This is a genomic window from Paenibacillus sp. FSL R7-0128 (genome assembly GCF_038002245.1).
GTDB classification, from domain to species: Bacteria; Bacillota; Bacilli; order Paenibacillales; family Paenibacillaceae; genus Paenibacillus_AQ; species Paenibacillus_AQ silagei.
In genome coordinates, this window is the sequence record NZ_JBBOCD010000001.1 from 1,599,827 (window position 1) to 1,615,511 (window position 15,685).

Consider the following 15,685-nt stretch of genomic DNA (forward strand, 5'->3'; position numbering starts at 1 on the left):
ATGAAATTGGCGCCTAGCCGCGAAATCGAGGACATATTGGCATTAACGCCCTTACAGAAGGGGATACTCTTCAATTGCATCAGCAACCCTGATAGCCAATTGTATTACCAGCAGTTATCATTGCAGCTGATAGGCACTCTTGATGTGAATATGTTTACGGCAGCTTGGAATATGGTTGTACAGCGGAATGAAATGTTGCGGACGATATTCCGCTGGGAAAATATTAAAGAGCCGGTACAAATCATTTTGAAACATATGCAGGTCCCTGTGAAGGTCTATGAATATTCAGCTGTTGAGGCTGAGACAAGGAATTCCTTGGTCAATGATTTGAAGACGAAAGACCGGAGGGAATTGATTGATCTCCAAAAAGAACCATTGCGGCTGAAGCTGATAAGACTGGCAAAGGATACTTATGAAGTATTGCTTACCTATCACCATATCTTGTTTGATGGTTGGAGTAATGTGATTTTAATAGATGATCTATTTACTGCTTATGAAAGTTTAGCGGGCTATTCCGAGTATTCCAATAACAAGAGCAGCTTTAAGGATTATGTTAAAGCCAGTAAACAGAGCAATACAGCAGAACAGCGGGAATATTGGCGTGCTCATTTAATTGATTTACAAGAACAGGTACTCCTGTTTCCCGATAAGGACTCCAGGAGACAAGAACATAACCTTAATCTCAAGCATACACATGTCGTTTCTACGGAAATTAAAGAAAAGATGGAGAGCGTATGCAGAAATCTTGAACTGACTGCAGCTTCTTTTCTATATTCCGCTTGGGCTATTGTCATAAGTAAGTATAAAAATACCGATTCCGTGATATTCGGAACAACTATAAGCGACAGACCCGTCAGCATCCCGAGAGTAGAGCAAATGATTGGACTGTTCATCAATACGGTACCTATGCAAATCAATCTCATTGAAGAGCTAACGGTGCAAGAGCTATTGCTGAAAGTGAAAGGAGAATTAATCGAACGGAGGCAATATCATAACACACCGCTGATTGACATCAAACAATTCTGCAATGCCACTGTTCCCGGGGAACTGTTTGATACCAATATCATCATTGAGAACTACCCCATTGATTATATAAACAAAAAAACATACAATCTGCCGTTTCGGTTGGGAAATTACTCGATGTTTGAAGGCAGTGATTTCGATATTACCTTGCAAGTGGTCCTGACCGATGTCATAGAATTGCATTTCCTAGGGGGACCCAAAACACAAGTTACGGCAGAGGCCTTATCCGGCCTTGCAATGCAATTTGAAAATACACTGAGACAAATGGCCGCTGATCCAAATGAATGGGTGGAGTCCATTGACATACTAACAACAGCCGAACGGCATAAGCTAATTCATGATTTCAACCAAACGGATAACGGGGACGGGGAAAATACTTCATTTCTTAGTCTTCTTCAGGATTCAGTCAAACAATATCCGAATTCCATCGCAGTGGAGCAAGGGGAGAACCGATATACATACGAGTATATTGATAAAAAATCAAACCAGGCTGCCCGATTGCTGCGTCGCCATGGAATAGGGGCCAATCAGGTTGTCGGTTTATTGGTTGGCAGGAAGCCGGAACTGCTCATTGCCCTTTTGGGCATTCTCAAAGCCGGCGGATCGTACTTGCCGCTTGATCCTCAATATCCTAAGGAAAGAATTACAAGTATTCTTGAGGATAGCGGGACAAAGCTTATCATTACCGACAAGAGCGGATATGAAGATGTATGTTCAAAGTTTGATACAATTTCTATGGAAGAACTCGTTCAATCTTCCGAGGATGACTCCGTGCTTACCCATGGGCATCCTCTTCCTTCGGATATGATGTATTTGATATACACTTCCGGTTCAACCGGGACTCCCAAGGGGGTAATGATTCAACATAAGGCATTTTATAATTTCATAGAGGGCATGCTACAACGCATTCCAATGGATGAGACTAGTGTAGTTGCCGCAGTCACTACGATTTCATTCGATATTTTTGCCCTGGAGGGTTTGCTGCCGCTGGCAGTCGGAGCAAAAATCGTTCTTGCCAGTGAAGTTGAGCAGACGGATATGGAACGGTTGGGCCAAATGATTACGGAAAAGAAGATTGATTTTCTTCAGAGCACCCCGTCCCGCTTAAGGCTGTTGCTGAACAAAAATGCAGGTAAAGAATCACTAAACGCGATCAAGCATTTGTTGATCGGCGGGGAGCCCCTTCATGAACCGCTCCTGGAAGAGTTAAAAAATAGCATGAAGGGCGAAATATATAATATGTACGGTCCGACGGAAACAACTATATGGTCCACAGTCAAGCGGCTGACTGACAGCGCGGAACTCAGCATAGGAACCCCGATCCGTAATACACAGATCTATATTCTGAATCATAAGTTTCAACCGCAACCAATTGGAGTGGCCGGTGAATTGTATATCTCCGGTGAGGGACTGTCACAAGGCTACTTTAACCGCCCGGATTTAACAAAAGAAAGGTTTATAGAGCATCCCTTTAAAGAAAACTGCAGAATGTATAAAACCGGAGATGCCGCAAGGTGGCTTCCGAATGGGAGTGTCGAGATTCTTGGAAGGCTCGATAACCAGATTAAAATCAGAGGTTTCCGGGTTGAGCTTGAGGAAATTGAAAGGTTTATAGCAAGGTTCGGGGGCGTAAAAGAGGCGGTTGTGATTGCGAAGAAGAACAAGCATGGAGAGGACAATCTTCATGCATTTTTTACATCCGATCAACCGCTGGATACAACCGGCCTGCGTAATTATTTGGTTAGCTTCCTGCCCGTTTATATGATTCCTTCGACTCTGGTACAGCTTAATGATATCCCTAAAACTCCAAACGGTAAAATAAACCGTCAAGGACTGTTTCAGATAACCCGTCCAGAGGAGAAGAGGATTGAGCGGTCTGCTCCCAAGAGCAGTTACGAACAAAAGGTAATGGAATTATGGCGGGAAGAGCTGGAATGCAGTGAGATCAATACGCAGCATAATTTTTTTGATCTTGGCGGCAATTCCTTCTCCGTAATGAGGATCATGAACCGGATCAATCAGGAATACCAGTTGAATCTGCCGGTAACAACGTTGTTCCAGTATCCTACGATAGAGGCATTATCGTCACATTTGAGTGGCTTGACCATGGCTGAGTCTGACGTTCGGCTTCCAGTTCATAAGATGGGCCCTCATCATGAAACAGACATAGCCATTATCGGTATATCAGGCATATTTCCTGGAGCGGGAGACCTTGATACATTCTGGAGCAATCTGGTGAACGGCGTTGACAGTATTAGCGTTTTCCCGAAAGAGCCGGGGAGCGCAGCGAGAACATATTCTTCGGGAGTCATTTCTGACATCGATATGTTTGACGCCGGTTTTTTTGGCTATACGCCGATGGAAGCGCAGTTAATGGACCCGCAGCATCGTATTTTTTTGGAATGTGCCTACCATGCCCTTGAGAATGCGGGTTATCATTCAGAGATGTATTCCGGTGAGATAGGTGTATTTGCCACCACAGGAATGAATACATATCTGTTAAACTCCAGCCAAGCTTGGGGCATCGCAAAAAAACATGGGGTTCTGCAGACCATGCTTATGAACGACAAGGATTTCCTCTCCACCAAATTGTCTTATAAGTTGAATCTTAGCGGGCCAAGCATTAATATTCAAACAGCTTGCTCATCATCATTGGTGTGTGTCCATGAGGCCTGCCTAAGTCTTATTAACGATGAGTGCAGCATGGCTCTGGCCGGCGGTGTGGCTGTGAAAATTCCGCAGGATGAAATTGTGTATCATGACGAAGGCGGAGTTATTTCTAAAGACGGGCAGTGCAGGGCTTTCGATGAACGCGCGAATGGAACTGTCAGCGGGAACGGTGCAGGTGTTGTTGTACTGAAACGGTTGGAGGATGCTCTCCACGATCATGATCACATATATGCTGTGATCAAGGGTTCAGCCATTAATAATGATGGAGCCGAGAAAATCGGATACACTGCTCCTAGTGTCAACAGGCAATCCAAGGTAATTGACAAGGCAATTGCACGTGCAGGTGTGGACCCCCAATCCATCCAATATGTCGAAGCGCATGGAACCGGAACGATATTGGGTGATCCGATAGAGGTTGCGGCATTAACCCAGACTTACCGGAACTATACAAATGAAATCCAATACTGTGCAATCGGATCGGTAAAAACCAATATCGGCCATCTTGATGCAGCGGCGGGTATTGCCGGGTTAATAAAAACAACCCTTATGCTTAAAAACGCAATGCTTGTCCCAAGTTTGCACTATCAGTCTGCGAATCCGAACATTGATTTTCAAACAAGCCCCTTCTACGTTATCGACCAAGCGAAGCCGTGGAATGTTCATGAGGGCCCGCGGAGGGCGGCTGTCAGTTCGTTTGGTATTGGCGGAACGAATGCGCATCTTATTCTGGAGGAAGCACCAGCTGTACATTCGTCAAAAGAATCCAGGAGGTATCTGCCAGTTATTCTGTCCGCCCAAAAGTGGGAGAGCTTAACCGATACAGTGGAGGGGGTTATCGGTCATCTTCGAAACCATGCGGAGTTATCGCTTGCGGATGTCGCCTACACTTTGGCTGTGGGGAGAAAGAGATTCAAAGAATCCTATATGCTTGTTTGCAGTGATGTAAATGAGCTGATCGAAGTACTCGAAACCAAAGACCCGCTGGAACTTCATTATCTGAAGCGTGCAGATACGCAGCATGGCGTCGCATTTATGTTCCCGGGCTTAGGTGAGCATTATACCGGTATGGGACAGGATTTGTACGAGAACGAGCTTGTTTTCCGTGAAGCAGTTGACCGCTGCGCTAAGATTATTATGCAGCATGCTCGGTTTGATATCAGAGACATAATGTTTAGACGGCAAGCGGATGAATGGAGTACATGTCAAATACACCTTTCTCTATTTGTATTGGAATACGCAATTAGTGTTCTCTACATTCACTGGGGCGTTGTACCGAAAGCAATGATTGGGTACAGCATTGGCGAATACGTAGCGGCATGTTTGTCAGAGGTCATTACGCTTCAAGATGCCTTATTTCTCATTATGAAGCGCGGACAGATAATAGACAGGGTCACGGAAAAGGGAGGGATGCTTGCTGTTTGCATGGGTGTTGAGGAGACACTTCCGATCTTAACCTTGACACCGGGACTGTCCGTTGCAGCAGTAAATAGCCCTAGTATAACAGTTGTGGCAGGTTCATTAGACGAACTTGATATTCTTAAGGTGTCACTTCAGCAACAGGGAGTGGCCTATCAGGCCATTAAAGGTTCCAAGGCTTTTCATTCACACATGATGAAATCTGCCCGGGAACAGTTTTTGGAGCTCCTTCAAAGCATTCCGTTAAAAAAACCCACGATACCTTATATTTCAAATGTAACGGGTCATTGGATGAAGGATGAAGATGCGGCAGACCCAGAGTATTGGATCAGGCATATGTGTGAGACTGTGAACTTTTCAAAGGGGATTCAGTCGCTTTTGAGAGAAGGCTTAGGTGTTGCGCTAGAAGTAGGTCCAGGACGTTTTTTATCAAGCCTGATTCAACAAAATGTCGAGGAGCCATCGGCTGATGTCCCATGTATTGCCTCCATGGGACATGTCGTCCGGGGATACAGTGAGCATTATAGTCTCATAAAATCGGCAGGGATGCTAGCGGGAATGCATGTTCCGTTTAATTGGGAACGTTTTTATCAGAATGAAGAGCGCAGGAGGGTGCCTTTGGTACCATACCCCTTCTTCAAACAAAGATATTGGCTTCCTCAAGACACGCTTAGCCGCCGTGAGGGAGATGAATCACAATCGCTGTATTCACTTACCTGGAAGAGAGCTTCGTTGGGGGGCTTGCGGGTTAAGCAAAATACCAGACGGGTATGTATCTTCGGGTACCCTTCAGAGCTTATTGACTCCATTCAAAGGCAATTGGTTGACGAAGGAAATGAGGTATACTGCATTTTCCCTGCAGAGGACTTCTCTGAGGCGGACGGGATATATTACATCAACTCCACAAGAATGAATGATTATATCAGCATCATGGATCGAATTGGCTCCCTGCCGGATGAAATATTGTATATGTGGGGTCTCAATGAGGAGGAGGCAGTTGTAGAACAGTCGCTGTCCATTCTGGAACGGCTCTTCCGGGAGGTGCTGGTTAATGAGATTCTCCGGATCTATCTCATCGGGTCAAGATTGTTCCATGTGATAGGAAATGAACCGACAAGAACGGATGCGTCCATCTACAACAAGTGCTGCTTAACACTCAATAACATATCAAAGAATCTACGCTGCAAGCTGATTGATATGGAGATCGAACAGCAATACCAGCAGTGTGCGGCGCAGCTTCTTATGGAGCTTGAGCAGGGACAGGATTCGACCATCGCGGTATACCGCAACGGCTATCGATGGGTTATAGAATGGACCGAAGAGAACAGCGTCTGTTCAAGCTCTGCCGGAGATGAAGCTATGTCCTTGTTTATTATGGGGGATATCAAGCAACGGGAAGCGGAAATGATCGCCTTACTCACAGAGATGGGCTGCAGAATTGCTGCGGTGGCTGACAGTTCGAGCGGAGAGTATAGAAGCTTAGATGGAGTCAGATGGGAACAGATTCAGAGAAATGATGAGGAGCATACGCTTAGAATTTACCGCGATGCTTGTGAATCCGAATTCGGTGTTAATGGCATCATTTGTTTCTCCGATTCATCAGAGGGTTCTGCACCAAACCTGCGTTGGACTGACAAGGACTACGGGATGAAGCCTATGCTGCATTTACACCTCCACTTATTTGACAAGGATATCAGCAGCGGCTTACCGGCTTGGTTGTTGTTGAACAACTGCTCTTATGCAAGTCGTCCATATCAGACGGCCGCGTGGGAGTGGGGTTCGGATAAGCGACAAACTCTAAATATTCTGCGGAGTATACTTAGCATGAGCGATGGAGCTTATCTTATTACTGCTCAGGACAAGGTCTCCTGGATGAATGTGCATTTGAACACCAGCGGCACGGATGTACCGAACATCACTACGTTGTATCAAAGACCGGAGTTAAGTGTAAGATATGCCCCGCCCAGTAATAACCTTGAGAAGGCTATTAGTGAGTTGTGGCAGGATATATTCGGGGTTGAGAACATTGGAATGTATGATGATTTCTTTGATTTGGGCGGTAATTCATTGGTTGGCATAAGCTTGATTAATGCCATCAATAACAAGTTTCATCTGGAACTGAAAGTACAGGATGTGTTTCTTTACCCTACGATTCATCACATTTCGGGCAAAATTATTGAATTTTTCGGCGATCTGGATACCATGGATGAATTTTTAGAGGAGCTCTCAAAGTGGGAAGAACAGTATCAGGGCATGTTGTGATTATGATAATTACAAGCGAAGCCTACTATGGGCAGGAGGAATAAAATGAGATTTAACACCGAACAAATGTCTCCTACGCTGGTTGTTGGTTTTAGAAATGGAGAAGATATTCGAGTCAGAAGTATTACACATGATGAGGTTATTATTGAAAGCCCTTCCATAATAGAAAAGGAAGCTTTTGGGTTGGATATACAAATGTTTGATTATGCCGATTTCCAGTATAAAAAATTCCGCCTTTGTTGTAAGACATCACATATAGAAGATATGCGGTTCTATAAGATAATTATCGCTTCCTTTCAGATTGAGGGTCAGGATGGAGCGGAATTTCATGAGTTTTTATCCAGAATCAACCGGATAATGAACGTTGCCAAACAAGCTAGTGCGGATGGATTGAATGACTTAGACTTTTTGGATGCCAAGCAACCGAAGTATCCCTTTGAAGAGGATGCCGTTTTTTCAGAGCAATACCAAGAGCATCTGCAAGGCCTGTTCTCCTTTACCTTATCGGAAGAAGAGAAGCAACAATTTCGTTCCCTATCGGAAAAAACAGATTTAGCTATTTCAATATCAGGATTTTTCCAATATATTGATTTTTTTCAAATGGATTTCTCTGCGTTTAAGTACAAGATGCTTACTAAGTTAAATCTTCAAGAGCATGAATTGTTCACTCAAGCGGTCCGTACAATCTATATTGGAAACGAATTCTGTCACAATCTATTTCCGGCAAAGCCATTGCTGGAAAAAATTCTTGCTAAAGCCCATGGCTTGGGACTGAAAATTGTGATTTCATATCCCTATTTGCTTGAGAATTCTGTGGAAAGCGTTGAGCGAATCATCCAATTTATCGACAATTGGTGCATCGAGCAGGACACAGAGGTGGAATTCAGCGTCAATGACTGGGGAATGTTGGGGATAATCAACGAACAAACGACACGTCTCAAGCCCATTCTTGGCCGGCTGCTGAATAAGCGAAAGAAAGATTCCAGAGTAGGCTTTATGTGGGGCTTCAAAGAAAGGTCCATTGCTTTTGAAGAGAATAATCTAAACACAGAGCATTTAAGACAATTTCTGCTGAAACACCGGATCGAGAGATACGAATTCGAGTCGCATAAGCTGAAAAATCGTATTCCGGAGGGGAATCATAGCTTACATTTTCCCTTTTACCAGATCAATACTTCGGTTTATTGTCCCTTGTATGCTGAGTGTACCAGTACAAACCGCAGCGACCAGAGACTTGCCGTAAAATGCCAGCAGTATTGCAATGAGTTTTATTTCAGCTATCCGAAGCATTTGGATATATTCGGATTCGGCAACAGTATTATCGGGGTTGAAACGTCATTGCTGCAGGATTCATCCTGCTTGGATGATTATATCGCCAGCGGGATTGATAGGATTGTTTTGTCAGTGTATTAACTATCATTGGAGGATACTGGTATGCAAATTTTATCTCCTTTATCAGAGATCAGGAACTTTGAACCGTTGGCCGAAGCTGGAGCGGATGAATTTTTTTGCGGATTTATTCCTTTTGAGTGGCTCAATAAATTTTCTTCCGTTATTCCGTTGAACCGGAGAGAAAATCTGGCGAAGGCAACCAATATGACCAGCTATAGCAGCATGAAGATCCTGAAGCGAATGGCGGATTCCTATGGAATTCCCGTTAAAATAACTTTTAATGCACATTATTACCAAAATGAGTTATATCCCTATATTACCAAAATTGTAAACAGTTTAATGGACATCGGATTTGAAACGTTCATTATTGCCGATTTGGCTTTGGTCATTTATCTGCGGGAAGCTGGAATTAAATGCACGGTTCATTTCAGCGGCGAGATTGAAGCCATTAATCACCGGACGATTCAGCTGTTAAACCAATTTGAGGTCTCAAGGTATGTGTTCCCGAGAAAAATACCCATTGCGAATATGGAACAACTGATTAATGGTTCGGGCGTGAAAGGCCAGATCGAGTTCGAAGCGTTTATACTCAACGCACTTTGTTCGTTTTCCGGAGGTTTTTGTAATTCGCTGCATTGTGACGAGCTTTTACCGGCATGTTATATCCCGCAAAAAACCTCTAAGTTGGACGATGAATCGAATATTTTTCCAAAGGTTGGAGATAAGCTGAAAAGTATGGAGATGTTCAGAGACCGTCTAAAACTCGCGGACCCGGAAAAGAAAAGAGGTTATGATTATCCGAGGTTTGGAAACGAGGGCTGCGGTGTATGCAAGATCAGAAAGCTTATGGATATAGGGGTTACCCATTTGAAGGTTGTAGGACGAGGCTATGTACTGGAGTACATGATTGAAGATATCAAGATTATGAAGAGCCTGATTCGTCTGGCAAACGAAATAACCGACCCGCACGAATACGAGGTCAGAGTCAAAGCGGAAATATTCAATAACCGCTGCCCGGCATTTTGTTATTATCCTGATTAATGAAATCAAACCTTAGGCTGGAGGTATTGGCAATGAAAGATGGATATTACTTATCGGCTTATATAGATATCAATACACAGGCACATATTCTGGATTTGGAAATCAGGCATGATCAAAATGTATCGTTATGGAAAAAAGAGGGGGATCATGTCCAGCTTATTCATTATTGGGAATTGGAACGATTGACGGGCTATAAACAACATTCCACTTCATTTCTGGACATTGATCAGGCGAGAAGAGTGATTAATTCCCTGTTGGATACGTACCAGTTATCGCTGAATGATATGAATGAGGTTTGGGGTTCACCCGGGCTGGACACAGTAGATGATTACCATTCTGTCGAAGATTTTCCCGAATATGCATATCACAGCGTAGCACATTTATTTTCCGCTATTTATTCCGAAACTCGGCTTCTTCAACATGACAACATTATCGGTCTTGCGGTTGACCACGGTCCCGATAATGTTAATGATCCAAATGTTTATCGAGATAATAAATATTGCTATATTGGTTGCATAGTGAAGAATGGACAAATCGAGTTTTATCCGCTTTACTCGCCGGCATTGCTGTGGGCCTATTGCAGACTTCGGTACAATCTGCGGGAGGGAACGCTAATGGCGCTTGCTTCGGCAAGTACCAGTGAGCTTCTTGATGTGGAAGAAGAAACTTTCTTATTCCAAACGACCGGAGTTCTCAATAATTCTTATCAAGTCATTTCCGATTATATTGACGGTTTAGAGAAAAACATTGATCAGGCAACGGAACAAGATATCGGCATTGTATTCAATGGTTTCGACAAAGCCTTTGACTACCAGGACAATAAAATCAGTATGGTAATGAAAGAAATTCAGAAGATGTCAATTCGGATCATGGACCTAAATGTCAAGAATTTATTAGAGCGGTCCGGCATAGAGGGAAAAGATACCTATCTTTCCATTACTGGTGGTTTTGCGCTGAATTGCCCGACAAATACTTATTTAATGCAAAAATATAATTTTAAAGGGTTTATTAGTACACCTTGTGTCAGTGATACCGGTATGTCCATGGGGATTGCACTATATGCTTTCTACAAAAAAATACATACCTTTCATTTTTCATTGGGAAACAGCTATTACGGTAATCAGCACAACGGATTATTAACTGTTATAGAATCAGAGCCATATCAGAAGCACATTCTTTCCATAAGTGAGTTCAATCCGGAAGAGGCTGTCCGGGACCTGATCAATGGGCCTTTTATATGGTTTTATGGAAGGTCCGAAATAGGCCCAAGGGCACTAGGAAATCGAAGCATTATTGCCGACCCGAGGTACAATGATGCCAAAACGCTGTTGAATCAGGTTAAAGACAGACAATGGTGGAGGCCCGTTGCTCCGATTATTTTAGAAGAGCATTTAAAGGAATGGTTTGATGGTTCAGAAAAATCACCTTACATGCTTCATACTTACCACATCAGAGAGGATAAAAAGAATCAGGTACCTGCCATCCTGCATTTGGATAACAGTGCGAGAATACAAACGATAAAAAAAGATGAGAAGGATCTCTTGTATGGACTGATAGAGAAATTTAACGAAGAGACCGGTGTGCCGATTGTATGCAATACCTCTTTAAATGATAAAGCTGAACCCATCATCGACCGGATTGAGGAAGCGATTAACTTTGCACTCCGGAAAAATTTCAAGATTATTTATGTTAATGGTATGAGGGTTGAACTTCACCGTCACGGCGAATACGAAGAGAATAGACCTTTACCAAGGCCTTTAAGAACGTTTCATTCTGTCGGAAGAATGAAGGAAATTTACACCAAGCTGTACAATCCCTTCAACGTCTCGAAACGCGCTTTAATTTTTTATTACATGCTGCCAGATCTTATGAACCGGTATGACATAATGAGAAAGGAAGATGTTCAAGAATTGGAAAATTATGCAGATGACTGCATCAACAAACTGAGGATAGCAGCTTTTTTCGATAAAATCGCTGGCAAATAAAAGTAAACAAATTGGGGTGAAGATGTGGAGCTTACTGATCCATTGGAACGCTATGCTTTTGAGAAGGCTAAATTCGTGAAGAAATTTATGGAGAAAAAAGGTTTGAAGTCAAAGGATATTCATCCTATATCCATAAGAGATCGCAACATAAATCCAAGTGTGTCTTTTTCACAGCAGAGACTGTGGATCATGGATCAGCTTCAGCCGGGTAACCCGGCTTATATCATCCCAATGGCTCTTTTATTGCGCGGACCGGTTGTTGTGTCCCATATCGAAGAGTGCTTCAAGGAGATTATCCGCAGGCATGAAACCTTAAGAACATCCTTTGTAGCAGATGGAGAAAAGGTGCTTCAGCAAATAGAGGAAGTAGTTCCGTTTCAGATGCAGCTGGTCAGTCTTGAAAATGTGCCCAAAGAAGCAAGGCAGGCAGCTGCAGATGAATGGATCATGCGTGAAACTCGGGCTCCGTTCGACTTGTCACAGGCTCCGCTAATTCGTGTACTTCTGATAAAGTGCAGTGATGATGAGCATATATTGGTAGCAAGCGTACACCATATTGTTTCAGACGGGTGGTCAGTAGGCATTCTTCAACGGGAGTTGACCCAGTTATACCGGTATTATCAGGAGAGAGGAAATAAATTACCTGAGTTGCTTATTCAATACACCGACTATTCTGAATGGCAGCGGAAAAAGTATACAACGAATGAGCTGAGTGCTGAAATGGACTATTGGAAGAGTAAACTCCAAGAGGCTCCGGGCTTTTTGGATTTGCCTACCGATTTGTTGCGCCCTGCAATTCAATCCTTTCAGGGGGACACCCTCTATTTTGATATAGAGCAGGATACCGCCAACACACTGCAGCAACTTGCCAGAGAAGAGAATACCACGCTTTTTGTGGTGTTGCTGTCCTTATTCAGTATCTTATTGTATAAGTATTCGGGTAATCCTGATCTTATTATTGGAACTCCGGTAGCCGGCAGGGATGCAAAAGAAGTGGAAAACCTGGTCGGCTTGTTCATTAATACTTTGCCGCTACGGATCGGGTTGTCGGGAAATCCCGCCATCCGTGACGTCATAAGGCAAGTAATTAGAACTACCGCGGAAGCGATGTCAAATGCGACACTCCCGTTTGACCGGATAATCGGCGGACTTCGGCTGGAACGTGAATTGTCCCATTCCGCCTTGTATCAAGTGATGCTGATCATGCAAGATTCACCGATTCAGCCAATGAAGCTTGGTCAAGCTACGGTGGAGATCCTTGAGATCGACAATAATACGTCCAAATGTGACTTGACACTTTATATGAGAAGAACAAACGAGGGACTTAAGGGTTCCTTCGAATATTGCAGCGAATTGTTCCATCGTTCCAGCATTGAACGAATGACAGAGCACTTCAAACATTTGATCGGTACAGTTATTACCCATCAGCATCTTGGCATTGATGAAATCAGCATGTTGACCCATAAAGAATATAATGAGTTGGCATCATGGAACCTTACCGGATCAGAATATGACACAGATACAACTGTGTATGATCTCTTTGAGAGACAAGTAGAAGATACTCCTGATAGCATCGCGGTTATCTGCGGAGAAGCTGCGATAACCTACCATGATTTATATGAGAAGACAGAGCGGCTTGCACGATACCTCATTAAGCAAGATATACAACCGGGTATGCTTATCGGAATATGCATGGAGCGCAGCATTGATATGATTGTGTCAATATTGGCAGTAATCAGAACGGGGGCTGCTTACGTTCCTCTGGATATCGGGTACCCGGCAGACAGACTCAACCATATGATTGAAGATTCGGGCATGCTGTTTATCCTCACCCGGAATGATTTGACAGCTGATTGTGGGCACCAGGTACGGAACATCTTTTTGGAGCAGTACCCTGAGCATATGATGGATTACGAACCGGCGGAGTTCCCCGCGCCTGTACCTGAGGATCTCATGTACGTGATTTATACCTCCGGGTCAACGGGGAAACCAAAAGGGGTAAAGATTACCCACCGATCTGTGATGAACTTCATTCATGGGCTTACCAAAGAAATCGGCTTCTCAAGTAAGAAGAGTATACTTGCCGTTACGAGTATGTCTTTTGACATATTTCTTGTTGAATCGCTTTTGCCGCTTACCCGTGGAATGAAGATCATCTTGGCTACTGATGACGAGCAGAGGAATCCTGAGCGGTTGAAATCTGCTATTAAGAAATATCAGATCAAGATGCTTCAGATGACGCCTTCCCGCTTGAACTTGCTGATTCAGGGCACAGAGGATACAGGTTTCCTGCAAGGCGTTCAAGAGATTCTGCTGGGAGGAGAGACTTTTCCATTACAATTGCTGATTTATTTGAATCAACATACCAATGCCCGGATATATAACCTCTTCGGTCCAACTGAAACTACAGTCTGGTCAACCATTAAGGAATTAACCGGGGATACGAAGATTTCTGTAGGAAGACCCATCGCCAATACGCAGATCGTTATTGTGGATGAATTCGGAAATCTCGTGCCTCCGGGCATTAAAGGAGAAATTTGCATTGGCGGGGATGGTTTATCTCCAGGATATTATAACCAACCGGAGCTGTCAGATAGCAGGTTTGTATCACTACGAGCAGATGGAACAAAGGTATATAAGACAGGGGATCTGGGGAAATGGCTCCCCGGCGGAGACATACAACACTTAGGGCGTCTTGACAGTCAGGTCAAGCTTCGAGGTTACCGTATTGAGTTGACAGAGGTTGAAATGCATATCGGCTCCCATCCCCATATTAAGGAATGCGCTGTCATTATGGGCAAGGATCCATTTAACGAGGATTGCCTGCTTGGCTATTATGTAACCGACAACGACAATCCCTTACGGTCCGCTGAAATCGTCTCGTATTTATCGGAACAACTGCCGGAGTATATGATTCCCCAATATTGGATGCAGCTTCAGCAGCTTCCGCTTACACCCAACGGAAAGGTTGACAAGAGATCTCTCCCGCAGATTGAACCAGTATCAGTCTATAAGGATAGTGAGGGTATTCAACCAGAGAACGAAATTCAGCTGTTTCTGCGGGATGGATGGGAGCAAGCGCTTGGGGCAGGCGGCTTTGGAATGGAGGATAACTTCTTCCAGATCGGCGGCAATTCGGTCATGCTGGTAAGATTATTTAACTATATTGAGAAAACATATCCGGGAACGGTTAAAATAACGGATTTGTTCACTTCTCCCACAATTAAGGCCCAATCTCTGCTGATCACAAGTCAAAACAACAAACGAGCCGATCTGTCTTTCAAGGAAACGGCCATTTCCGAAGGCGTTGAAATCCTCAGGGAAGACCATCCTGTTTCGGACAAGGGACATTTAAGTATAAGGTATATGCAGATACCGGAAAGCTTGACCCGGAGGTTAGAGCAAGGAGCTGCGGAAAATATAATCGAGCCGACGGAAATCATAATGTCGGCCTACATTTATGTTCTCTATCAGATAGCAGCCTCTGAGCAGATTTATCTCTATACGATGGTTCATTCCTTAGACAGTATCACACCGGTTGCAGTGGACTTCGGCAATATAGACCATATCCAACAGCTGGTCAACGAATTACGGAGGCAAACAATGGGGAATGGAAGAATAATTCCGCTCTCACATGTCATAAAGAGCAAGGTGAAAAATACGCTGCTTCCCATGGTGTATCTCAAAGAATGCTGTAGGTCGGAATCGGAGCTGAATTCGTTATTCGATTTTCTATTGATGGTTGATAAGCCGGTTAAGGGAACCATTAAGCTGAAATGGACTTTTCATTCGTTACTAGATAATGCTGAAGAAATATCCTCGTTGCTTGAAATGTATTTGACAACGATTGATCAAATCTTATGCGAATATAGTATTTGAAGGAATGTAAAATCTTA

Annotated in this window: 5 protein-coding genes; all 5 read left to right on the forward strand. The window is 43.7% G+C overall.

What is annotated here, in order from left to right:
• From NST26_RS06760 to NST26_RS06780, 5 genes are read left to right on the forward strand one after another with little or no spacing between them, the layout of a single operon-like run.
• Positions 1–7,371 (forward strand): non-ribosomal peptide synthetase/type I polyketide synthase, encoded by a 7,371-nt coding sequence (locus tag NST26_RS06760; RefSeq protein WP_340955295.1) that lies wholly within the window; start codon positions 1–3, stop codon positions 7,369–7,371.
• A 45-nt stretch (positions 7,372–7,416) separates the two neighbouring features.
• The gene (locus tag NST26_RS06765; RefSeq protein ID WP_051478210.1) at positions 7,417–8,784 is read left to right on the forward strand and encodes a hypothetical protein; all 1,368 of its coding nucleotides are present in this window, start codon (positions 7,417–7,419) and stop codon (positions 8,782–8,784) included.
• A 21-nt stretch (positions 8,785–8,805) separates the two neighbouring features.
• Positions 8,806–9,804: a U32 family peptidase gene (locus NST26_RS06770; RefSeq protein ID WP_036727789.1), complete on the forward strand. Its 999-nt coding sequence runs from the start codon at positions 8,806–8,808 to the stop codon at positions 9,802–9,804.
• Positions 9,805–9,836: 32 nt separating this feature from the next.
• Positions 9,837–11,789, forward strand: coding sequence for a carbamoyltransferase C-terminal domain-containing protein (locus NST26_RS06775; RefSeq protein ID WP_340955293.1), 1,953 nt, complete (start codon positions 9,837–9,839; stop codon positions 11,787–11,789).
• 24 nt (positions 11,790–11,813) lie between these two features.
• Positions 11,814–15,668 carry a non-ribosomal peptide synthetase gene (locus NST26_RS06780; RefSeq protein WP_340978927.1) on the forward strand — a complete coding sequence of 1,285 codons (3,855 nt, stop codon included), beginning with the start codon at positions 11,814–11,816 and terminating at the stop codon, positions 15,666–15,668.
• Positions 15,669–15,685 lie beyond the last annotated feature (17 nt).

What these genes read in the sequence shown, in the direction of transcription:
- NST26_RS06775 (WP_340955293.1), top strand. Translation starts at nt 9,837, where the DNA reads ATGAAAGATGGATATTACTTATCGGCTTATATAGATATCAATACACAG.
- NST26_RS06760 (WP_340955295.1), top strand. Translation starts at nt 1, where the DNA reads ATGAAATTGGCGCCTAGCCGCGAAATCGAGGACATATTGGCATTAACG.
- NST26_RS06765 (WP_051478210.1), top strand. Translation starts at nt 7,417, where the DNA reads ATGAGATTTAACACCGAACAAATGTCTCCTACGCTGGTTGTTGGTTTT.
- NST26_RS06770 (WP_036727789.1), top strand. Translation starts at nt 8,806, where the DNA reads ATGCAAATTTTATCTCCTTTATCAGAGATCAGGAACTTTGAACCGTTG.